The organism is Xanthomonas sp. NCPPB 1754 (assembly GCF_041475725.2).
GTDB lineage: Bacteria > Pseudomonadota > Gammaproteobacteria > Xanthomonadales > Xanthomonadaceae > Xanthomonas > Xanthomonas euvesicatoria.
In genome coordinates, this window is sequence record NZ_CM192982.1 from 804953 (window position 1) to 827667 (window position 22715).

At 65.2% G+C, this 22715-nt stretch carries 19 protein-coding genes; 15 read left to right on the forward strand and 4 right to left on the reverse strand.

The features are described from left to right. The first annotated feature begins 20 nt into the window (after positions 1 to 20). The 6 genes from ACCQ15_RS03510 to gnd all read left to right on the forward strand — a co-directional run bounded on the left by ACCQ15_RS03510 (position 21) and on the right by gnd (position 5981). Positions 21 to 1121 (forward strand): hypothetical protein, encoded by a 1101-nt coding sequence (locus tag ACCQ15_RS03510; RefSeq protein ID WP_372381224.1) that lies wholly within the window; start codon positions 21 to 23, stop codon positions 1119 to 1121. Beyond that, entirely contained in the window at positions 1114 to 2178 is a 1065-nt protein-coding gene (locus tag ACCQ15_RS03515) for a DNA methyltransferase (protein ID WP_372381225.1), read from the forward strand. The genes ACCQ15_RS03510 and ACCQ15_RS03515 overlap by 8 nt, the downstream gene beginning before the upstream one ends. Positions 2179 to 2252: 74 nt before the next feature. Continuing rightward, a complete protein-coding gene (locus tag ACCQ15_RS03520; protein WP_014089337.1) occupies positions 2253 to 3011 on the forward strand; it encodes a DUF2242 domain-containing protein in 759 nt (252 codons plus the stop codon). A gap of 120 nt (positions 3012 to 3131) precedes the next feature. Next, positions 3132 to 3512 carry a glycine zipper 2TM domain-containing protein gene (locus ACCQ15_RS03525; RefSeq protein ID WP_008572108.1) on the forward strand — a complete coding sequence of 127 codons (381 nt, stop codon included), beginning with the start codon at positions 3132 to 3134 and terminating at the stop codon, positions 3510 to 3512. Positions 3513 to 3675: 163 nt separating this feature from the next. After that, complete coding sequence (locus ACCQ15_RS03530) at positions 3676 to 5019, forward strand: hypothetical protein (protein WP_372358451.1); 1344 nt, start codon at positions 3676 to 3678, stop codon at positions 5017 to 5019. Positions 5020 to 5039: 20 nt separating this feature from the next. Next, positions 5040 to 5981 carry a phosphogluconate dehydrogenase (NAD(+)-dependent, decarboxylating) gene (gene gnd, locus ACCQ15_RS03535; RefSeq protein ID WP_011346352.1) on the forward strand — a complete coding sequence of 314 codons (942 nt, stop codon included), beginning with the start codon at positions 5040 to 5042 and terminating at the stop codon, positions 5979 to 5981. Positions 5982 to 6056: 75 nt separating this feature from the next. On the opposite strand, the gene ACCQ15_RS03540 is transcribed toward gnd, so the two are convergent. Next, entirely contained in the window at positions 6057 to 7112 is a 1056-nt protein-coding gene (locus tag ACCQ15_RS03540; RefSeq protein ID WP_372381226.1) for an oxidoreductase, read from the reverse strand. A 150-nt stretch (positions 7113 to 7262) separates the two neighbouring features. Between ACCQ15_RS03540 and ACCQ15_RS03545 the strand changes: the two genes are divergently transcribed. The 5 genes from ACCQ15_RS03545 to folK all read left to right on the forward strand — a co-directional run bounded on the left by ACCQ15_RS03545 (position 7263) and on the right by folK (position 12279). After that, entirely contained in the window at positions 7263 to 7634 is a 372-nt protein-coding gene (locus ACCQ15_RS03545; protein ID WP_008572114.1) for a BON domain-containing protein, read from the forward strand. Positions 7635 to 7915: 281 nt separating this feature from the next. Then, positions 7916 to 9727: a sensor histidine kinase gene (locus tag ACCQ15_RS03550; protein ID WP_008572116.1), complete on the forward strand. Its 1812-nt coding sequence runs from the start codon at positions 7916 to 7918 to the stop codon at positions 9725 to 9727. Next, positions 9724 to 10164, forward strand: a complete 441-nt coding sequence (locus ACCQ15_RS03555; RefSeq protein WP_003482689.1) for a response regulator — start codon at positions 9724 to 9726, stop codon at positions 10162 to 10164. The genes ACCQ15_RS03550 and ACCQ15_RS03555 overlap by 4 nt, the downstream gene beginning before the upstream one ends. A gap of 10 nt (positions 10165 to 10174) precedes the next feature. After that, positions 10175 to 11671, forward strand: a complete 1497-nt coding sequence (locus ACCQ15_RS03560; RefSeq protein WP_372381227.1) for an ATP-binding response regulator — start codon at positions 10175 to 10177, stop codon at positions 11669 to 11671. Between the two features lie 92 nt (positions 11672 to 11763). After that, complete coding sequence (folK, locus tag ACCQ15_RS03565; protein ID WP_011346357.1) at positions 11764 to 12279, forward strand: 2-amino-4-hydroxy-6-hydroxymethyldihydropteridine diphosphokinase; 516 nt, start codon at positions 11764 to 11766, stop codon at positions 12277 to 12279. Positions 12280 to 12448: 169 nt separating this feature from the next. Here folK and ACCQ15_RS03570 read toward each other — a convergent pair whose 3' ends face one another. After that, positions 12449 to 13186: a pteridine reductase gene (locus ACCQ15_RS03570; RefSeq protein ID WP_280295074.1), complete on the reverse strand. Its 738-nt coding sequence runs from the start codon at positions 13184 to 13186 to the stop codon at positions 12449 to 12451. Here ACCQ15_RS03570 and ACCQ15_RS03575 point away from each other — a divergent pair. Continuing rightward, positions 13185 to 14438 carry a class I SAM-dependent methyltransferase gene (locus ACCQ15_RS03575; RefSeq protein ID WP_029818631.1) on the forward strand — a complete coding sequence of 418 codons (1254 nt, stop codon included), beginning with the start codon at positions 13185 to 13187 and terminating at the stop codon, positions 14436 to 14438. The two genes, ACCQ15_RS03570 and ACCQ15_RS03575, sit on opposite strands and share 2 nt — an antisense overlap. Then, a complete protein-coding gene (locus tag ACCQ15_RS03580) occupies positions 14426 to 14845 on the forward strand; it encodes a VanZ family protein (RefSeq protein ID WP_008572126.1) in 420 nt (139 codons plus the stop codon). Before ACCQ15_RS03575 ends, ACCQ15_RS03580 begins: the two co-directional genes overlap by 13 nt. Positions 14846 to 15097: 252 nt before the next feature. Here ACCQ15_RS03580 and ACCQ15_RS03585 read toward each other — a convergent pair whose 3' ends face one another. Both ACCQ15_RS03585 and ACCQ15_RS03590 read right to left on the reverse strand, forming a co-directional pair. Beyond that, positions 15098 to 17143, reverse strand: a complete 2046-nt coding sequence (locus tag ACCQ15_RS03585; protein ID WP_372174073.1) for a TonB-dependent receptor — start codon at positions 17141 to 17143, stop codon at positions 15098 to 15100. 298 nt (positions 17144 to 17441) lie between these two features. Next, complete coding sequence (locus tag ACCQ15_RS03590; RefSeq protein WP_280295080.1) at positions 17442 to 18302, reverse strand: 2OG-Fe(II) oxygenase; 861 nt, start codon at positions 18300 to 18302, stop codon at positions 17442 to 17444. 185 nt (positions 18303 to 18487) lie between these two features. On the opposite strand from ACCQ15_RS03590, the gene ACCQ15_RS03595 reads away from it, so the two are divergent. Together ACCQ15_RS03595 and ACCQ15_RS03600 are read left to right on the forward strand one after the other, a co-directional pair. Continuing rightward, on the forward strand, positions 18488 to 19960 hold the full coding sequence (locus ACCQ15_RS03595; protein ID WP_011346363.1) for a beta-helix domain-containing protein: 1473 nt from the start codon (positions 18488 to 18490) through the stop codon (positions 19958 to 19960). Positions 19961 to 20037: 77 nt separating this feature from the next. After that, on the forward strand, positions 20038 to 22695 hold the full coding sequence (locus ACCQ15_RS03600; protein ID WP_122273292.1) for a TonB-dependent receptor domain-containing protein: 2658 nt from the start codon (positions 20038 to 20040) through the stop codon (positions 22693 to 22695). Positions 22696 to 22715: the final 20 nt, after the last annotated feature.

Genomic DNA, 22715 nt, shown 5'->3' on the forward strand with positions numbered 1-22715 from the left:
CGCGGCGCGCAGGGTTCGCCATGCACGCTTCCATCGACGACATCTCCTTGTTGCCTGCTTCGGCGCTGTTGGCGCGCCTGCGCGCCGCAGCACCCCACCTGCAGCGGCGCGTGCCGCTGCAGGACGAGGCCAGCCGCTGGCATGCGCTGCGCATCGGCGCGCGCACCTATCGCGCAGCGTTGCCGATCACCTTTACCCCGTATGCCTCGGTGCGGCCGTGTTCGGCGCGCTGCGGGTTCTGTTCGGAAAATCTGCGGCAGCACGGCGGCGGTCGCGCGGCAGCGACGTTGCGACCCGGGCCTGCGTATTTCCAGCAGTTGAGTGCTGTCTTGCAGCTGCTGCGCGATGTGCCGTTGTCGTATTCGCTGTCCGGTCTGGAAATGACCGACGATGCGGCGTGGTTGCAGACCTTGCTGCAGACCCTGGCAACCACGCCCAACGGCCCGCGCGTCGAGCAGCGCGTGCTGTACAGCAACGGCGCCGGGCTGGCGCGTGCGCACGGTACGCGGTTGATCGATGCGCTGGTCGCGTTCGGGCTGTCGTGGGTCGAGCTGTCGCGTCACCATCGGCTGCAGGAGCGCAACGACGCGATCATGCGTTTCCGCCCCGACGAGCCGATCGCCGATGTGGCGACTTTCGTGCAGACGGCACGGCGGCTGGCAGCACGGCTGCCGCTGCGACTGGTCTGCATCGTGCAGCGCGGTGGCGTGGACAATGCCGACGCCATTGCGCAGTACATCGCGTGGGCGCGCAGCTGCGGCGCCAGCCAGGTGATCTTTCGGGAATTGTCGCGGTTGGACGATGCCTATCGCAGCAACGGCACGCTGCGCTACATCGGCGAGCACCGCGTGGGCGTGGACACACTGCTGGAGGAGTGCATGCAGCAGCCCTGGTGGTCGCGCTGGCAACCCGATGGCCTGACCGAAGGCTATTACTTCTGGAATGTGCGGCTGCGCGATCAGACGGGCTTGCAGATGGTCTTCGAAAGCGCCGACTACGCCGCGATGCATGCGCGCCACGCGACCGGCGATCTGTACAAGCTGGTGTTCTTCGCCAACGGCCGTCTCTGTGCGGGCTGGGATCCGGATGCCGATGTGCTGTGGGAGCCCACCGATGGATGAGTTCGATCAGCGCAGCTGGTGGACGCCGGCCCCGGACGATGCTGCCTGGGCGCTGCCCGACGATCTGCGCGCGGCCGACCCGCTGAGCGGGCGCGATTGTGGCTGGGTCAATCAGATGCGCCCGTTTGTGCGCCATTTCAGCCGGCCGGGCGAGCAGGTGTTCGACCCGTTCTGCGGCTTTGGCAGCACCTTGCTGGCGGCCGCGCTGGAAGGCCGCAACGCGCATGGCATGGAAATCGATCCGGCACGCGCGCAGTTGGCACGCATGCGTCTGGCGCGGCATGCGGTGGCGGCGCCGGTGGTGGTCGGCAGCCTGGCCGATATCGCGCCTGCGGCCCCGATCGACCTGTGTCTGACCAACGTGCCGTATTTCGGCTGCCACTGGCATGGCGACGTGCTGCCCGGGCAGCTTTATGCGAGCAGCGATTACGCCAGCTATCTGACCGGCATGCGCGCGGTCTTCCATGCGCTGCGCAAGCAGATGCGGCCTGACGGCGTGGGCGTGGCGATGGTGCAAAACGTGGTGGTCGGCGGCCGCGTGATTCCGCAGGCCTGGGATCTGGGCCGCATCCTGGCCAGCCTGTTCACCCTGCGCGAGGAGCGGGTGCTGTGCTATCGGCGTCCGGCCGCAGCGCTGGCGCATGCCAAGACACAGAGCGATCGCAGCCACGAATACGCATTGATTTTTCAGCATTGTCGTGCCCGGCTGGATCTGCAGCAGGCTGCGCAATTGCTGCAGGCGGTGCAGGCACAGGGCCTGCCGGTCGTGGTGCATGGCAGCTACGCGCGCTGGCTGGCGTCGCCGACCTCGGTGCCCGAAGGCCCGGCCGATCTGGACCTGATGCTGCGTGGCGAACAAGCGCTGTGGGACCGCCTCACCCTCTGGCTGCAGCAGCAGGGCTTCGCGTTGAGCCTGTGGGGCGAACCGTGCCGGGCGCCGGTGGCACTGGCGGTGGTGCGTGCGCACCACTACCTGCGTGCCGAGCGCATCGGCGCCGATGGCCGCCGCCTGCAGGTCGACCTGCAATTGCCAGTGGATGAACCGCCGTTGCCCTGACCCGGCAGCGCGACGCCGCGCGCACACGGGTTGCCGCTATGCTCTGTGCCGGTTTTGGATGCCGGAATCTCCCTATGTCTTGTTCTTCCCTGATCGCGCGCGGCGCACTGCTTGGCGCGCTGGCAACCCTGGCTGGCTGCGGCGGCAGCAAGGGCGACACGATGCTGATGCGCGAGTCGTTCAATTCCGATGACACCTATTCGCGCAGCGTGGCGGCCAGTTCGCCGCAAGCCTGCGAGGCGGCGCGGCGTGTGCTGTTGAGTCAGGGCTACGCCGTCACGCGCGCAGATGCCGCCGCGGTGGAAGGCAGCAAGAACTTTCAGCTCAAGGAAGCAGACCAGAGCGAACAACTCAATCTGCGCATTTCCTGCGCCAGCCAGGACGGCGACAAGGCGCAGGTGTTCGTCAGTGCGTTGCAGGACCGTTACGCACTGAAAAAGAGCTCCACCTCGGCCAGCGTGGGCGTCGGCGTGCTGGGCTCGTTATCGTTGCCGGTCGGCAGCAGCGGCGATTCGCTGGTGCGCGTATCCAGCACCACGGTGCAGGATGCGGCTTTCTACAAGCGCTTTTTCGAACGCCTGAATTCGTATCTTCCCAAGGTCACCGAAGCGGCACCTGCTGCGGTGAGTGCACCGCCTGCGCCTGCAGCCACACCAGCGCCGGCAGCTGCGGCTCCGGCCGCGCCTGCCGCAACCACCACGACGTCGGCAGCTCCTGCTGCAGCTCCTACCACGGTTGCACAGCCTCCGGTTGCGCCATTGCCCGTCGAAGCGCAAGACCCCCCACCGGCACCGGCGAAGGTGCCGCAAACCGAGCCTGCCACGCAGCCGTGACGGCGCGGTTCACGCTCCGCTCCAAAGCCTGAATAGCGACTGCGCGCTTCACGTTGTGTTCTCGACCCAGCGGCCAGAGTGCGCCCATGCCTCGCCGAGCGAGAAACGTGGAGAAAAACGATGAAAATGCGCACCTCCCTGCTGGGTATGTCCCTGATCGGCCTGATGGCGACGAGCACTTTCGCACAGGCTCAAAACTACGCGCATCAGCAGCGCTATACGGAAGCGGACGAAGGTCGCAGGTTCAATGACGGCACCCGCGTGCGCTGCCGCAATGTCGAAGTGCAAAAGAACTCGACCGACCCGAACCGCATCGGCGGTACGCTGGCCGGCGCTGCAATCGGTGGCCTGTTGGGCAACCAGGTTGGCGGCGGTAACGGCAAGAAGCTGGCGACCGTGGCAGGTGCCGTGGCGGGTGGCGCGGCAGGCCGCACCATTCAGGGCAATCGCCAGCAGGCCAACGGCAATCGCCAAGTTGAGCGCGTCTGCGAACGTCGCTGAAGTTCGGTGCGGCGATTGGTCTAAGTTGAGTCCTGCAAGCCCCGGCCATGCCGGGGCTTGCTACGTTTGAGGGTGACGTCGTGCCGACGATTCATTGCGTATGCCATCGATGAGTGTTGTCCACGCGCATGGCAGTTCGTCATCGCGCGCACCATCGGCGCCGATGCCTCCGCGGTATGCGCGCCTGCGCCGGCTTGCTGCGCTGGCATGTGCAAGCGGTTTGCTGGCGGGGCAACTGCTGCAGGTCGCCGATGCTGCACCGAGCCAGACCGCACGTGCTGCCAGCGCAGAGTGCCTGGAAGCGCTGCTGCGACGGCTGGGCTGGACCATCCAACGGGCCGCAGTGAGCGAACCGGTACTAAAGCGTGGTGAACCGTGTACGCGCGGCACGCTTGCGCAGGCGCAGGCCGCCGGCGATCTGCACCTGACGCTTCCGGCCGATTGGGACACGCGACAGCGCGGCGCAGCGCTCACCGCTGTGCTGGACGATGCAGCCACGCACTGCGCCTACGCGTTCGAACTCGGTGCAGCCACCCGCCGCGCGGTCACGCAATTGCAGAACAACCCGCGCTACCGCTTCTCGGCGCTGCAGCTGGGTTGGGTCGGATTCGGCTGGCGTGGCGCAGCGGCGCAGGGCTGGAGCGGTTTTCGCAGTTTCGGTCGCGGGTATCAGCCGCGCGGCAGCAATGCGCGGGCGCTGGATGCGTTCTACCGCGGCCAGGTGCGTTCCGAGTGCGGCGTGGGCCGACAAGTGGCTCAGCTCGCCACCCAGCGCGAATTGTTCGGCGATGCCGGGTTCGATGACGTATTTACGCCTGGCGAATTGTCGATCGGCACGTTCCTGACCTTGCACGACACCGACAGCATCCTGCTCGGTACGCATGCCGGCGACTTCTTTGCCGACGGCAAGGCGGTGAAAACCTCACAGCTCGGGCGGCAGGCGTTCGTGGGCGCACCAGGCTTCATCGCGCATGTGTTCGATAAGTCCTACCTGGATGACATCCACAATCAGGCCGAGAATTTCGTGGTGGTGGATGTCAGTGATGCAGCCGCGCAGGCGCTGGCGCAGCACGGTGGCTTTGCGTACTACGACGCGCGCAACCGGCAGATCTGGGAGCTGGCCAAACAGTTGCGCGGGCCAGGCAAGCGCCGCTTCGAGCGCCTGCTTTACGAGCGTGATCCAGCGCTGCGCGCCACGCTCGACCCGCAGCAGCAGACCCAGCTGCAGCAGCTGCAGGCGCTGCTGGACGACCCGTTCTACCAAGGCTTTTGGGTTTATGTGCACCCCAAGGGCACCAAGCCGATCGGCTACCACGTGGCACGCCTGCTCGACCGTAACCCGCGCACGCCGTATGCCATCGACCTGACCTTGCACAATCTGCGCACCACCTTGTACTGGCGATGGATCGACTGGCAGCTGCAGCAGTGCAGCGCCGCCACCGTCGCGGAACAATCCATTGAGAATTCCGCCACGCCAGCGTACGCCGAGCGTGGCACCCTGCACTGATCAGATCATGAGGAGCGATTATGGAACTGGGTATGGTGGGACTAGGCCGCATGGGCGCCAACATGGCCGAGCGCCTGGTCAATGGCGGGCATCGCGTGCATGGCTACGATCCGGGCGCGAACGCGCGCACCAGCGCGCAAGCCAAGGGCATCGTCACCGCCGATGCGCTGGCAGCGCTGGTGTCCGCATTGCCGAGCCCGCGCGTGGTGTGGCTGATGGTCCCGGCCGGCAAGATCGTCGATGACACGCTGGCGCAGCTGCTGCCCCTGCTGCAGGCCGGCGACATCGTCATCGATGGCGGCAATTCGTACTACAAGGATTCGCAGCGGCGCGCGGCGTTGCTGCAGGACAGCGGCATTGCCTTTGTCGATTGCGGCACCAGCGGCGGCATCTGGGGTCTGCAGGAAGGCTATAGCTTGATGGTGGGTGGCGACGAAGCGGCGGTGACGGCCTTGCATCCGATCCTGGCAACGCTCGCACCGGCGCCGGACAAGGGCTGGGGGCGGGTTGGCCCGAGCGGTGCAGGCCACTTCACCAAGATGGTCCACAACGGCATCGAATACGGAATGATGCAGGCCTATGCGGAAGGCTTCGCGCTGATGCAGCACAAGGCCGATTTTGCGCTGGATCTGCACCAGGTTGCCGAAATCTGGCGCGATGGCAGCGTGGTGCGTTCGTGGTTGCTGGACCTGACGGCCGATGCGTTGACGCATAACCCGACCATGGCCGGCATCGCGCCGTTCGTGGCCGATTCGGGCGAGGGCCGCTGGACGGTTGCCGAAGCGATTGATCTGGAAGTCTCGGCACCGGTCATCACGTTGTCGCTGATGGAACGGCTGCGCTCGCGCGACAAGGATTCGTTTACCGACAAACTGCTCGCAGCGATGCGCAACCAATTCGGCGGCCACGCGGTGATGACCACCACCCCGGCAGCGCCGACTATCGGTAGCAAGGACGCGTAAGGACTTGGATGCAACCACGGTGCGCGCCGGGACTACGGCGCGCGCTGTTGGAAGTGCAAAACCGTTGCAGCGTGATCAACCGCGCGCGGCATCCAGCCACTGCACTCGGCCGTCCGCAGCGCTGCGTTGCGCAAGGTCCACCAACCGCATCAGTTGCACCGCATCGCTGCTGCTGACCGGCGCTGTGCCGGTGCCTGCCAGCGCGTCGCGAAAGGCGGCGTAGCACTGCCGATAGTCGCCCGGCAGGTTGTCGGGCTGATGGGTGTGGACGCGGCCTTCGTCATCGACGCGGGTGAGCGTGCCCGGTAACGGGTCCACGCCCCAGCCGACCGTGCCGGGGCGACGGCCGGCGCGCAGCTGGTCTTCCTGCGTATCCAGGCCGTGCTTGAGATAACTGCCGCGCGTGCCATGCACGGCGAAGCGCAGGCGGCCATCGGCCACCAGCGATCCCGCGTGCAGAATCACGCGCAGCCGAAGGTAGTGCAGGGTGACGTGGAAATAATCCACGCTGCGCGCCTGGTCGCGCTGACGTTGCAGATCCGCGCCAATGCCCTGCGGCATACCGAACAACTGCATTGCCTGATCGAGCAGATGCGGGCCCAGGTCGTACCACAGTCCGGCACCGGGGCTGTCGCTCTCGCGCCAACGGTCGCGCACCTGCGGGCGATAGCGGTCGAAGTGCGAATGAAATTCCACCACCTCGCCCAGCTGGCCTTCTTCGATCAGCCGGCGCACGGTGAGAAAGTCCGCATCCCAGCGGCGATTCTGGAACACGCTGATGATGCATCCCGCCGCATCGGCGGCATCGACCATCTGCTGCGCTTGCGCCGCATCCAATGCAAACGGCTTGTCCACCAGCACATGCTTGCCGGCGGCCAGGGCTTTCAGCGCGAAGGATGCATGGGTGTGGTTCGGGGTGGCCAGCACCACGGCATCCAGTGCCGGATCGGCCAGCGCACTGTCCAGATCGGCCACTACGGTGACGCCGGGAAAGTCGGCCTGTGGCTGTTGCGGCTTGGACGACACCACGCTGTGCAACTGCAGGCCGGGGGTGCTTGCGATCAGCGGTGCATGAAAGGTGCGGCCGACATAGCCATAGCCGACGACGGCCAGATTGAACAGTTTAGGCATTGAAAACGGTTCATCGCAACGACGGAGGGAGCCCGCATGGTATTGCACCTGCCCGTGTGCGCAGGGTTCACAACCTCTGCATGCAACGGTCACGTCTGCTCGACGAGCGCCACCGCAAGCTGCGCCCACATTCAACAGGAGGTGCTTGGTATGAAGAACATGACGCATGCACGCAAGCTGCTGGCTCTGTCGCTGTCGCTCGGTCTGACCCTCGGCGCGTCGCAGGCATTTGCGGCACCGCAGGAACATGCCGACCACAAGGACCACGCTGCCGGCATGAACGAGTCCAAGAAGCCGGTCACCGACACCTGGATCACCACCAAGGTTAAGGCCGACCTGCTGGCGACCGACAATGTCTCGGGTACCGACGTGAAGGTCGAGACCAAGAACGGCATCGTGACCCTGACCGGCGCGGTTGCCACCCAGGCCGAGCATGACAAGGCCGTTGCCGTTGCCAAGGGCATCGAGGGCGTCAAGAGCGTCAAGTCGACCGGCCTGAAGGTCACCGCTGCGAAGAAGTAAGCGCAGCTGCTGCGAATGCCGGGCCGCCGAGGCGAGGCGGCGACCCGAGCACCAGGCGCACTCCACGGAGTGCGCCTTTTTTGTTTTTGATGAACCGGCCGGCAAGCCGACAGCTGGCAGGGCGCTCGCGCCATTTTCACGCATGCTGCACGTATGCTATGCCCATTCAGCTATGTCACAGACTGACCTGATTTCTCTGAATCATTAATCTGGCAAGCTGCGTGATCGGAGACAATGCCGGTCAGCCCTTGGCCCTGCAGCGAGTGCAATTCGGTCCAGCAATGCAAACAACGGTCCAAGCAGACAAGTGGGATCGCTGGCGCCTGCCTCTGTTGGCGGCCGCCGTGTTCCTGATTGTGGTGGTGCCCTCCTTGTTGCTGCAGCAGATGGCCCGCAACGCCAACCAGGCCGCGTCCTGGGTGTCGCATAGCCAGGAAGTGCAGGAGACCGCGCAGCGCCTGGAGGCGGCGATGCGCGATACCGAATCGGCGGCGCTGATGCGCTCGCATGGCGTGGAGCGCGAGGCGCTGAACGAGCGTATGCGCCGCGGCCGGCGCGAATCGCTGGCCGCCGTGCAGCGACTGATCGAACTGACCAAGGACAACCCCGCCCAGCAAGTACGCATGGGGCGCATCCAGAGCACCATCGAACGGCGTCTGCTGTTGGCCGAGCGCATTGCGGTGACCACTGCGCCGGAGCAGATACGCGCGCTGATCAACGACATGACCCTGAACAACCCGATCCGTGTGCTGATCGACGACCTGCAGAGCGCCGAAGGCCGGTTGCTGGCGCTGCGCAATGCGCGCGCCGCAACCGAGCGCATGCATTACGCGGTGCTGAGCTGGGCGGCGCTGGCGGTGCAGTTGCTGTTGCTGGGCACGGTGACCTGGCTGCTGCAGCGGCAGATCCGCCGCCGGCTGGCGGCCGAGCAGGAATACCTGCGCGCCAACGGGCGCGCCAGCTCGGTGCTGCAAACCGTGCGCGAGCCGATCGTGCTGCTGGATGCCAGCCAGCGCATCGTGCTGCATAACCCGGCCTTCGCCGACCTGTATGGCCTGGAAGAGCGCGGCAACGAATTGATGCCGCTGGAAGAGGTGGGCGATGGCGTCTGGCGCGATGCGCAGATCCATCAACGGCTGGCGGACGTGTTGTTGCGTGGACGCGAGTTGTGGGATTTCGAACACGAGCAGCGCGCCGCCGACGGCGTGCTGCGCACCATGTTGATCAATGCACGCCGCATGCCGCTGCCCGACAGCACAGACGAAGACGTGGTGCTGATGACGGTGAGCGACATCAGCCTGCAGAAGGCCGCGCAGTTGCGTATCCAGGAGCTCAACCGGCAGATGGAAGGCAAGGTGGAGCAGGTCTCGGAAGTCAATCGCGAGCTGGAAGCCTTCAGCTACTCGGTCTCGCACGATCTGCGCGCACCGCTGCGGCACGTGGCCGGGTTCTCCGACAAGCTGGCGCGCCATCTGGGCGATGCGGCCGACGAGAAGTCGCGCCATTACATGGAGGTGATCAGCAGCTCGGCGCGGCGCATGGCCTCGCTGATCGACGATCTGCTGGTGTATTCGCGCCTGGGCCGCGGTGCGCTGCGCCTGCAGGCGGTGGACATGCAATCGCTGGTGGCCGAAACGCGTGCGATCCTGGATTCCAACGTGCAGAGCGAGAACACCGGCCACCGGGTGGAATGGCATATCGCGCCGCTGCCGGTACTGGTTGCCGACGAAAACATGATGCGCCAGCTGTGGATGAACCTGCTCGGCAATGCGGTCAAGTACAGCGCCAAGCGCGAGGTGGCCAAAATCGAGGTCAGCTATACGCCGATGTCCGACGGCGGCCACCAGTTCAGCGTGCGCGACAACGGCGCCGGTTTCGATATGGAATACAGCGGAAAATTGTTCGGTGTGTTCCAACGTTTGCACAAGGCCAGCGAATACGCTGGTACCGGCATCGGCCTGGCCAGCGTGCGGCGCGTGTTGACGCGTCACGGCGGCCGGGTGTGGGCCGAAGGCGTCGTCGACGAGGGCGCCACGTTTTATTTCGTGTTACCTCCTGCGCTTGAAGCGCCCAACCAAGAGTTCATTGCATGACCGCCATCCGTACCATTCTTCTGGCAGAAGACAGCCCGGCCGATGCGGAGATGGCGGTCGACGCCTTGCGCGAAGCCCGCCTTGCCAATCCCATCGTGCACGTCGAAGACGGCGTGGAAGCCATGGACTACCTGTTGCGCCGTGGCATGTTCGCCGACCGCGAGGAAGGCCTGCCGGCCGTGCTGCTGCTGGACATCAAGATGCCGCGCCTGGACGGGCTGGAAGTGCTCAAGCAGGTGCGCAGCGACGAAACGCTCAAGCGCCTGCCGGTGGTGATCCTGTCGTCCTCGCGCGAAGAAAGCGATCTGGCCCGCAGCTGGGACCTGGGCGTGAATGCCTATGTGGTCAAGCCGGTGGACGTGGATCAGTTCTTCAACGCGGTCAAGACGCTCGGTACCTTCTGGGCGGTCATCAACCAGGCACCGGAGCTGGACTGAACCATGCCGCATGAGGGGGGGCAACCTGGAGCAGCTGAAGATCCTTCTGGTGGAAGATTCACCGGAAGACGCCGAGCTGTTGTCCGATCAGTTGCTCGAGGCCGGACTGGATGCGGCATTCGAGCGCGTGGACAGCGAGCCGTCGCTGCGCGCCGCGCTGGATGACTTCCAGCCGGACATCGTGCTGTCGGACCTGAGCATGCCGGGCTTTTCCGGCCACCAGGCGCTGCGCCTGGTGCGCCAGAACGGCGCCACGCCCTTCATCTTCGTCTCCGGCACCATGGGTGAGGAGACCGCGGTCAAGGCGCTGCAGGATGGTGCCAACGACTACATCATCAAGCACAACCCGACGCGCTTGCCGAGCGCGGTGATCCGCGCGATCCGCGAAGCACGCGCGGATCTGGAACGCCAGCGCGTGGAAAGCGAACTGATGCGCGCGCAGCGCCTGGAAAGCCTGGCGATGCTGGCGGCCGGTCTGAGCCACGACCTGCGCAATATCCTGCAACCGTTGTTGATCGTGCCGGACCTGCTGGCCGGGCGCACCGACGACCCGCAGCTGCGTCAGCTGGCCAACGTGGTGGCCGAATGCGGCCGGCGCGGGCATGAGATGGCCGAGTCGATGCTGTCGTTCGTGCGCGGTTCCAACAAGCCACGCGAGCAGGTGTCCATCGCCAACCTGTTCCAGGCCGTGCAGATGCTGCTCAAGAGCAGCCTGCCCGACGGAGTACGCCTGCAGATGGACACCATCGCTGCGGATCTGACCATCGAGGCCAACTACACCGAATTGCAGCAATGCCTGCTCAACCTCGGCTTGAACGCGATCCAGGCGATGCCGGAGGGCGGCAGACTGATCCTGGCAGCCGATCGCTACGATGCCTCGCGCGTGCGCATGAGCGTGGCCGACACCGGTGTGGGCATGAGCGATGAAACCCGCGCGCGCCTGTTCAGTCCTTTCTTCACCACCAAGGCCGATGGCACCGGGTTGGGACTGATTTCGTGCAAGCGCATCATCGAAAGCTATGGTGGCAGCATCGTGGTCGATAGCCGGCTGGGCGAAGGGACGCGCTTTGACATGATCGTGCCGATGCGTGCGGTGTCGGCGGCGGTGACCGAAGCCGAACTGCCGCTTCCGCTTGGCCATGGGCAGCGCATTTTGCTGGTGGATGGCGAGGCAACGCGCCTATCGCTGCTGGGCAATGCGCTCTCCAGCCAGGGCTATCAGCCGCAGCTGGCCAGCGATGGCGCCGCGGCGCTGCAGCTGGTGCAGCAGCACGCGATGCCGGACCTGGTGATCATCGACAGCGACATCATCCTGCTCTCGGCCGTGAGCGTGCTGCTGAGCATGCAGGAGCTGGGGTACCAGGGCCCGGCGATCGTGCTGGAAGATGTCGGTGCGCCGTTGCAGCGTGCGCATTTCCCGTCGGATCTGCCGGTGCATGTGCTGCGCAAACCGCTGGAAATGCGCCGGGTGTTCCGCGCCGTTTCGCATGCGCTGGAAGTGGCCTGACACCACCTTTGCGCGCACCCGGCGCATGCGTCGATGGGTGCAACGCGATTGCAACAGTTGACGTCCGTGCCGGCCGCATGCGCGAATAACGTATGACCACCGTGCTTCTCAGCCTCGGCAGCAACGTCCAGCCGACCCACTACCTGCGCCTGGCTGTCGCCGCCCTGCGCGCGCGCTTTGGCCAGATCGTCGTGTCACCCGCGTACCGCACGCCTGCGGTGGGCTTCGAAGGGCCGGACTTCGTCAACAACGCGGTAGTCTTGCAGACCGATCTGGAGCTGGACGCGCTGGATCACTGGCTGCATGCACTGGAAGATGCGCATGGGCGCGATCGCAGCGGCCCGCGTTTCAGCGACCGCACCCTGGATCTGGACGTGGTGTTCTTCGGCGACCGTATCGTCGAAGGCCCCGGGCATCTGCGCATCCCGCGGCCCGAGCTCAAGCACGCATTCGTGCTCAAACCGCTGGCCGACATCGCGCCGGACTTCGTCGACCCGCTGAGCGGGCAGACGTTGGCAGCCCTGTGGCAGGCGCACCCGCAGTACGGCAGCGCGTTTGCCACGGTGGAGCTGGATGCGGCTGCGCCGCAGTTGAGCGTCACGCAATAGTGCTGTTCTGGCAGCGCGGTTGAGCGCGGCCGAGCACGCGCGCACGTAGCGCAAGGACGTGTGCAACCGTCCGGCAATGCCGCATTCGGCGAGGTGGCAACCGGGCGCACGTGCATGACACGGGGGGCGTCCCTGCGCAGCGAAAGTGCGCAGGCCCCGTAAGCGTCGTTCAACTGAGCTGGCGGCCGCCATCGACGTGCAGGGTATGGCCGGTGACGAAGCTGGCCTCGTCCAGCAACCAGCGCACCGCTTCGGCAATTTCCTCCGGCGTGCCGATGCGCGCCAGCGGCGTACGCGCGAGCAACGCCTGCTTGGCATCGGCGGACTTGCCTTCTTCCGGCCACAGGATGGCGCCAGGCGCGACTGCGTTGACACGCACGTGCGGCGCCAGTTCCAGCGCCAGCGAACGGGTCAGCATTTCCAGCGCGCTCTTGGAGGCGCCGTACAGCGGGTGGTTGCGCATCGGCGCCTGCGCGTGCAGATCGGTGAGGTTGACGATGGCCCCGCGGCGCTGGCGCAACTGTGCGGCGGCCGCTTGCGCGATGAAGAACGGCGCGCGTGCATTGACCGCAAACAACTCGTCCCATTGCGCTGCAGTGGCCTCGCCAATGGCGGTGGAGTAGAACGCCGAGGCGTTGTTGACCACCCCATCCAGGCGACCAAACGCGGCGACGCAGTCGGCCACCAACTGCGCAGGTGCGTCGGGCAACCGCAGATCGGCGTGCAAGGCCTGTGCGCTGCCGGCACGCTGGACGCACAGCTCGGCCACGCGTGCGTCCAGCACCTCGGCGGAACGGTGTGCGTGCAGTGCAACGCGGTAGCCGGCAGCGTGCAGCGTGGTGGCGATCTGCGCGCCGATGCGGCGGGCTGCACCGGTGATCAACACCACCTTGGAACTGTCTGTCATGGCGTACTCGCTCGGCGTTGCGGAGGGCTCGGCTATCCTGTGCATTGTCCCCGCAACCGGTGCCCGCATGCACGCCGACCTTCCCACACCCGATCCGGACGCGCTGGCCCACAGCGACCGGCTGGCTGCGCATGTGCGCGCCGAAATCCAGGCCGCCGGCGGTGCGATCCCGTTCTCGCGCTTCATGGAGCTGGCGCTGTATGCGCCTGGCCTGGGCTATTACAGCGCCGGCGCCAGCAAGTTCGGCGAGGCCGGCGATTTCGTCACCGCCCCGGAATTGGGGCCGTTGTTTGCGGCCACCGTCTCCGGCGCGTTGGCGCCGGTATTGCAACAGCTCGGGCCGCAGGCGCGGGTGCTGGAAGTGGGCGGCGGCAGCGGCGCGTTTGCCGAAGTCACGCTCAAGCGGCTGCTGGAACTGGACGCGTTGCCCGAGCGCTACGCGATCCTGGAGCCCAGCGCGGACCTGCGCGAACGTCAACGCGAGCGGTTGGGGCGCAGTCTGATTCCGCCGGTGTTCGATCTGGTGGAATGGCTGGATGCGCCGTTCCCGGACGATTGGGATGGCGTGCTGTTTGCCAACGAAGTCATCGACGCCTTGCCCACGCCGCGTTTCGCACTGCGCGATGGGCAGGTGTATGAAGAAACCGTGGTGCTGGATGCCCAGCAGCACTTCGCGCGCGGCGAGCAACCGGCCGATGCGTTGCTGAGCGCGGCCGTGCGTCACCTGGAGCGTTATCTGGAGCAGCCGTTCGCCGATGGCTATCGCTCCGAGTTGCTGCCGCAGTTGCCGTACTGGATCCAGGCGGTAGCCGGCGGTTTGAAGCGTGGCGCGATGTTGTTCGTCGACTACGGTTACCCGCGCGGCGAGTTCTATCGTGCGCAGCGCGAGGACGGCACGTTGCGTGCGTTTTACCGGCATCGCATGCACGAAGATCTCTACCGTTGGCCGGGCCTGCAGGATCTGACCGCATCGGTGGACTTCACCGCGTTGGCCGAGGCAGGCACCGGCGCAGGTTTCGAGTTGGCCGGGTATTGCACGCAAGCAAGCTTCCTGCTCGGCAATGGGCTGGACGCATTGTTGGCGCAGGCCGATACGCGCACCGATGAAGTGGGGCGCATGCGTCTGCGCGAACAGATCAAGCGGCTGACCCTGCCCAGCGAGATGGGCGAGCGCTTCCAGGTGATGGGCTTCTCGCGCGATGTCGATTTTGCCCCGGCATTCCTGTCCGGCGATCTCACATGGCGGTTGTGAGTTCGGCACTCCGGCCGTTTCACCGGCCGCGGTTGTGGGTGGGCGTGTGGATCGCCGCAATCGTCGTGGTCATTGCCGTGTGCCTGGGGCCGCCGCCGGAGTTTCCGGAGTTGCCGTCCAACAGCGACAAGGCCGAGCACTTCATCACGTTCGCGTTGTTGTGCTGGGGAGCGGTGCAGTTGTTTGCGACTCGGCGCGCGCTGGCGTTGGCTGCGTTCGGATTGGTGTTGCTGGGCATCGGCATCGAAATCGCGCAAGGCGCGCTGACCACCAATCGCAGCGCCGACCCGTACGATGCATTGGCCGATACATTAGGCATTCTCGCCGGTCTCTGTCTGGCATGGACGCCGTTGCGATGTGTGATGTTGCGGATCGATCGGCGCCTGTTTGGACAGCGGCGACGGTGACGGAACGATGCCTCGGCAGGCCAGGCGCCTGCCTGCTGCCGTAAACGGAGCCAGGCGGCGACGCGATCCTGATCAACCTGGCAGCGTATTTCCGCAGCGATCTGAAGCATCGTACGCCAGGACCGCTTGCGCCAAGCAGCGTGCCGAAGCCGCGGCGGGGCGCCAGGTGCCGGCTTGGCGATGACGGCTTGTGCAGCCGCTACGCTGCATCGCGGACCCGTGGTTCGCACCTCGCCACCGCTGCCGCGGCCGTTACAGCTTCATTCTCAGCCCGAGATACAGCTGCCGTCCGGCCGCTGGCGAGAACATGGGCTGTGCCTGTGCCCAGAAGAAGCTGTCGTACCACACGTAGGCATACTCGCGACCGGTGGCATTGCGGACCTGCACGTCCACGCTCCAGTTCGGGTTGATCGTATAGCGCGCGGTGAGGTCGAGCGTTGCAAAGCCGCCGTACTTGCCCGCCACGTTGCGCTCTTCGAGGTAGTAGTCGCCCTGGGCGCGTCCCTGCAGGCCCAGTTGCAGCGCCTCGGTCGCGCGGTAGTCCACGCCGATGTTGCTGATGTAGCGGGGCGTGGCGATGACTTCGTTGCCTTGCAGCGAAAGCGCGGCGGCACGGTCGTCGCGCGTGATCTTGGCTTCCTGGTAGGCATGCGATGCCCAGAGCGTCCAGCGATCGCCCAGTTGTGCGCTGATCTGCGCATCCACGCCGCGGCGACGCGTCTTGCCCAAGGTGACGGTGGTGCCGGTGGCCGGCATGTTCGACACCTCGTTTTCCGCATCCTGTTGCCAGACGGCGATACGCGCCTGGCTACCTGCAAATGGGCTGAATTTCATACCCAGCTCGACGCCGGTGTTGGTGGAAGGGCGGATGCCGGCTTGCCCTGGGGTGAGATAGGCCGGGGCGGTGGAGCCGGTCAACACCTGGAAGGTACGGCCCCAGTTGGCGTACACGTTGGTGCTGGGCGTCAGGGCGTACATCACGCTGAGTTTGGGCTGCCCGATACTGCCGTAACGCTGCAGCGGTGCGCGCACCGCACCCGGTAGCTGTGTGTCGCCGTCGAAGCGGTCCACGCGATAGGCCGGCACCAGCTTCAGGGCCTCGACCGGCTGATAGATGGCCTGTACGTAGGCGCCCCAATTGTCGAAGGTATAGCGGTCGTCGTTCTGGATGCGCGCTGGCACTGCGGCAAAGTCGGTGGGCTCGGCATAGTTGAAGCGTTCGCGCCGGTACGCATTGTCCTGATGTTCGTAGTTGATGCCGCCTTCCAAGGTCAGCAGGTCGTTGGCGCGCCAGGTCAGGGTGTTGAGCATGCCCACCTGCGTTTCGTTCCAGCGCCGACGCTGGCGCGGGGCATTGCCGGTGGGCAGGTCGCTGAAGGTCACCCGGCGGTCGTCCTCGTAGCGGTTGTAGTAAAGCTTGCTGCCCAGGAACAGGGTGTCGGTCAGTTTCAGGTCCAGATGCACGCCGAGCTGCTGCATGTCGCGGTCGTCGCCATCGTTGCGGTTGCGGCGGTCCGAGCTGCGACGGTCCGCCTGCAACTCTGCTGCGGTCATGAAGCCCGGCTCGTCGGCCTGGGTGCGGTACGCACGTGCCGTCAGGCCGATGCGCATGCCGTCGTCGAGACTGCCGTAGAACCATTTGCCGCCCAGCACATGCTTGCTGGAGCGATCGTGCGCACGATAGCCATCCGACGCCTGTGCGCCGATGAAGTAGTTCTGCGCGAATCCGTCGCGTTCGCGCCCTATCGCGATCTGCGCATCGCGGCTGGCGTAACTGCCGTAGGCCACGCGGGCATCGGTGTAACTGCCGCCCTGGCGGGTGCCGAAGTTGATGTTGCCGCCGATGTTGTGCAGCCCATAGCGCGGATCGTTGGTGCCACGCACCACCTCGATGTAGCTGATTTCCAGCGGAAACAGCATGTCGATGAAGCGCTGGTTGCCGCTGTTGACGTTGCTGGGAATGCCGTCGATCAGGGTCTTGATGGCATTGAGATAGCCCTCGCCGTTGAAGGCGCGGAAGCTGACCTTGCCCGATTCGGCGCCCTGACGGGTTTCGGTCAATTGCATGCCTGGCATCTGCCCCAGCAATTCCCAGCTGTAGGACACGTTCTTGTCCTCGATCTGGTCGGCGCCCAGGACATCCACCGACGTCAGCACCTGATGCGCACTGAGCTGGCCTTCGTGATGCTGGTGGACGTCGACCTTGCCGAGCGTCAGCGCCGAATCGGAGGACTGCGCGCATGCGTCGGCAGCAAACAGCAGAGCGGCGACAGTCGCCACGAGGGGATGGATCTTCATGAAGCGGGCAATACCTGCGGGCCAATGGAATCGTGTCAGTAATGACATGTTATAACATATTCTGACAAATACAATTCGCGTCGCGCTGCTGCCGCCTTTGGGGACGATCGGCAAGTGATCGTGTTGCAACGCCTGATGGGCCGCTTGCGTGTCGGCGATGCGCCGCTCGCGGTGTGGGGAACAGCCAACAGCCAATGGCGCTGCATCCAACAGCCACAGCATGCAGGCGATGCAGGTGCCGTGTCGCTCCGCGTTGGCGGCGGACGGGGTCGATCCCGCCGGCGCGGTGTTGCGGTGCTTATCCGGGCATGCGCACTGCGCGCTCGCGCAGCCACTTGGTGGCTACCCACTTGTCGCCGGCCAATACCGGCGCACCGGCGTGCAGGCTGCGTGTCATCGGGTGCGGGCGGTCGTAGCTGAAAAACACTGCATTGCCCTTGACCGCAGCGACATCCAGATGCGCATCAGGAAAACGCGTCGCACCGCCGCGTTCTGGCGTGTTGAGGTACATCACCAGCGAGGCGACGCGTTGCCCGCCGGCCTGCACCAACACCGGGGTGCAGGCTGCGTCCGGATCGAAGTAATCGTAATGCGGCCGGTATTGCGCACCGGTGGCGTAGCGCAGCACTTGCAACCCTTCGCCGTGATCGACTGGCCAGTCGAGCAGGCGCGCGATGCGCGCTTCGATACGTTGGCACAGCGCATCCTGGCCAAGGCGCAGGCACATGCTGTCGCTGGTGCGCGCGGCATGCACCACGTGTTCTCCGTTTGCATTGTCCACGGTGCGCGAGCGCGCCAGATGCGGCTGGGCCAAGGCGACCAATGCATCGCATTCCTCGTCTGAAAGAAAACCGCCGAGTACCACCACGCGCGGCAGCAACAGGCTGACCAACACGCGCACATCGCGGTCGCCCAACGCAAGCAGCGAGGCATCGGCGTCTTGTTGCAACGCGGGCACGCGCACCGGCATCGGCAAGCCGTTCGCTTGCGCGTGTTGCCGGATGTGGGCACGGACCAGTGCCTCGACCGCATCGATGGCGTCCTGTTCGTTCCAGCCCTGATCCAGTAGCGGCTGTAGCGCTTGCTCGGGCGGATGGCCGGCCACGGCTTGCGCCACGATCCAGTCGGCCAGCGGGGTCGGGATATCGGTGTGTGTCATCGCTCTACAGTGCATGTCGGCATGTGGCATTGGTATGTCAATTGTGTCGTGGTAAGACAAATGAAACAGATGCCCTCTATAAAAGTGACGGGGATCTTGAACGTGCTCGCCACTGCAGTGCGCGGAACGCCACCAATTCTTGACGACTCCTCTTCATACCGACCTTTGACCTGGAGATCAGCCGCATGGCCGTTCGCAACAGCAGCAAGACACTTCTCATGACCTTTGGTACCGCACTGGCGCTGTCGGCCTGTGGTGGCGGAGCCGACCGTGTTGCCTCGCCAGGTGAAGGCGCATTCCCGCCGGCACCGGCCCCCACACCGACGCCGGCGCCCACGCCTGCACCAACGCCTGCACCCGCACCGAGCGGTCCGGCCGCCGATTGCCCGAGCGGTTTTTCCAACGTCGGCACCATCGCCAACAACACGCTACGCGCCTGCCAGTTGCCGGAAACCATCAATGGCAACCTGGTGGTGCCGGCGCGCGCGGGCACCGTTTACTCGATCAGCGGCCGCGTCAATGTCGGCACCGACCGCGGCGGCAACGCCACCGCACCGGCCGCCGGCAGCACGCAGGGTGTCTTGACCATCGAGCCGGGCGTGACCCTGTTCGGGTCGGCCGGTAGCGACTACATCGTGGTCAATCGCGGTTCGCAGATCTTTGCCGAAGGCAGTGCGACTGCGCCGATCGTCTTCACCGCGCGTCAGGCGCTGGAGAGCACGGTCAGTGCCAATACCATCGGCCTGTGGGGCGGCATCGTGGTGCTGGGGCGCGCGGCGATCAACAACTGCCCCGGCACCACCGTGTCGGGGACGCCGGAATGTCAGGCGCAGGTCGAGGGGACCAACGCGTTCTATGGCGGCAACAACGCCACCGACAACAGCGGGTCGATGCGCTACCTGCGCGTGATGTATTCGGGCTTCGAAATTTCGCCCAACAACGAATTGCAGGGCATCACTCTGGCGGGCGTGGGAAGCGGCACCAAGCTGGATTATGTGCAGATCCACAACAGCTCCGACGACGGCATCGAATGGTTCGGCGGGACAGTCAACGGCAGCCACCTGGTCATCACCGGTGCCGACGACGATTCGCTGGATACCGATGCTGGCTGGAGCGGTGCACTGCAGTTCGGCATCGTGGTGCAGCGCGCCGGTGGCGGCGACCGCATGAACGAGTGGAGCAGCCTGCGCCGCCAGCCGTATTCGCGCCCGAAAGTGGCCAACTTCACCTACGTGGGCAACGCGCGCGCCGGTGCGGCGATCATGCTCAACCAGGGCACCCAGGCCGCGTTCTACAACTCGGTGGTCACGCGCCCAGCCGGCGGCACCGGCGATGGCCTGGTGTGCTTCAACCTGGCCGATACCGACACGCTCGGCACCTTCAACTCGGTGTTCTTCGCCTGCCCGACGGCCTTCGGCAGCGACGCGCGTGCGGCCAGCCAGTTCGCAGCCGGCACCAACAATGTCGCCAACGGCGTGTCCACCTTGCAGAACACCTTCGTCAATGGCGCCAATGAATCGGCAGTACCGGCGTTCCAGGGCCTGAACGGGGTGAGCAGCTTCTTCCAGCAGGTGAACTACATCGGTGGCGTGCGCGATGCCAACGATACGTGGTGGCAGGGCTGGACCTGCGGGCTGACCGCCGACCGTCCCTGCTGAGGCATGGCATCGCACGGCGGCCATCGGTCGCCGTGCGATGCGTCCAGCTTCATCTTTCTGTTGCCAGGGCTCCCACGATGCGAACCTCTGCTGTTGCCCGTCTCTCGCGGACGGGCCTGTCTCTTTCCATTTCCACCTTGCTGATGTCCGGCGCCGCCATGGCGCAGTCGACCACCAGCGACGCCGACGCCGGCAGCAGTACGTCCAGCGCGGCCAGTACCAGTGTGCCCAAGCAACTCGACCAGGTCGTGGTGCGTGGCGACTACATTCCCGAGCCGATGCTGCAAACCTCCGAAGTGGCCTCGTTCGTGACGCGCGAAGACATGGAGCGCACCGGCGACAGCAGCGCCGCGGTGGCGCTGACGCGTGTCACCGGGCTGAGCCTGTCGCGCGGCAAGTATGTGTATGTGCGCGGTCTGGGCGAGCGCTATTCGTCTGCGTTGTTCAATGGTTCGCCACTGCCCAGCCCAGAGCCGATGCAGCGCGTGGTGCCGCTGGATCTGTTCCCCAGCGATGTGCTGGCCAGCGTGACCGTGCAAAAGACCTATTCGGCCGATTATCCGGGCGAATTCGGCGGCGGCGTGATCGATCTGCAATCGATGGAAATCCCCGACACGCCGTTCCTGTCGTTGACCGTGGGTGGTGGGGCCAACAGCGTCAGCACCGGCGAAAAAGGCCTGACCTATTACGGCTCCGACGATGACGAGTGGGGTTTTGATGATGGCATCCGCAAGCAGCCTACCGCCTTGCGCGATGCGATCAGGACCGGCCGCCGAGTCGATCTGGGCAGCTTTTCGCGCGAGGACATCCGTCGCATCGGGCGCAGCTTGAACGATGCCAACCTGTATGTGCTGCAGGAAAAGGACAGCATCGCTCCGGACGTCAATGTCGGCGGCAGCGCCGGCTACAGCATGGATGTGGGCGAGGCCAAGCTGGGCATCATCGCGGTGGCCAGCTACGACAACGAATGGCGCACGCGCACCGGCAAGCAGCAGGACGGCATCTTTGTCGGCGACAGCGTCGAGTTCAATTCCAACTACGACTTCGCCACCACCCGCAACAACGTGCGCAGCAACGGCATGCTGGGGCTAGGGTGGGAATATGGCCGGCATACCATCGGCTGGACCACGCTCTACGTGCACGACACCTTGAAGGTGGCGCGCAGCCGCGCCGGTCGCGACGAACTGGCAGGTTTCGACGTGCGCGACGACAACACCGAGTGGTACGCGCGGCAGTTGATCAACAACCAACTACGCGGCACGCACGCCTTCGGCGAATACGACGACCTGAAGATCGAATGGCGCGCTGCAGTGGCCAACGCCAGCCGCGATGTGCCTTACGAAACCGGGATTCGTTACGAGCGGCTGGACGGCTACTGGGCGCACGATGCCTCACGCGTGCAGAACTACACGCGTTTCAGCAAGGTCGACGACAAGGTGGCCAGCGGTGGCGTGGATGTCACCTGGCGCTTGCCGATGGAGCACGACCTCACCGTCAAGGGCGGGCTGGCCTATCTGGACAACGACCGCAGCGCGTGGAGCCGCGAATTCCGTTTCCTGGCGCTGGACGGGCCGCTGCCGTTCCTGAACCAGTACCAGCGCGTGGATTATCTGTTCTCCGATTACAACCTCAGCAACGATCTGCTGCGTCTGCGCGAAACCACCGGTAGTTTCGGTGCGGCTGCCTACGACGCGAACTTGAAGGTCAAGGCGGCGTATCTGCAGGCAGAGGGCGAGATCATGCCGACGCTGCGCGCCACGGCGGGCGTGCGTTACGAAGACGCCACCCAGGCGGTGCATCCGTACGACATCTTCAGCGGCACGCGCCAGGACGGTGTGGCACCGTTGCACAACAGCTATGCGCTGCCGTCGGCCACGGTCACCTGGAATTTTGCCGAGAACCAGCAGCTGCGCTTTGGCGCTTCCAAGACCATCGCACGCCCGCAGTTTCGCGAAATGGCGCCACAGCAGTATCTGGACCCGGACATCGACCGCCAGTTCTTCGGCAACCCGTTTTTGGTCGACAGCGAGCTGGTCAATCTGGACGCACGCTACGAATGGTTCTTCGAACCGGGCCAATACGTCACCGTCGGCGCGTTCTACAAGAACATCGACAAGCCGATCGAAGCCATCGTCAACGACGCCCCCGGCGGCGGCATCGTGCAGAGCTTCATCAATGCGCCCAAGGCGACGCTGTACGGCGTGGAGCTGGAGGCCAAGAAGTATCTGGAGTTGCCGATCGCTGCCGACTGGTGGGGCGACAAACGCATGTTCGTGTCCGGCAATTACACCCGAACCACGTCCGAGGTTAGTGCCAGCGATGGCGATACGGTGCAGCCGTTCGGCTTCAGCGCACCGGTGCAGGCGACCTTGTTCATCCGCGATGGTTCGGCATTGCAAGGCCAGTCCGATGACATCGCCAACCTGCAGATCGGGGTGGAAAGCGAGCGCACGCTCAGCCAGGCGACGTTGATCGCCAACTACGTGGGCAAGCGGGTGTCCGCGCGTGGTCGCCCCGGGCAGCCGGATTACATCGACAAGCCGGGCACCTCGCTGGATCTGGTGATCAAGCAGGGCCTGACGTGGTCCGGCGAGACGGTGTCGGTGAATTTTGCCGCGCGTAACCTGCTCAAGACCAAGTACCAGGAGTACCAGAAGGTAGGGAGCAACCGGGTGGACCTGTACACCTACCAGCCTGGCATCAGCTATGACATCAGTGTGACAGCGCGCTTCTGATCTGAGGTGCAGCTGCCAGT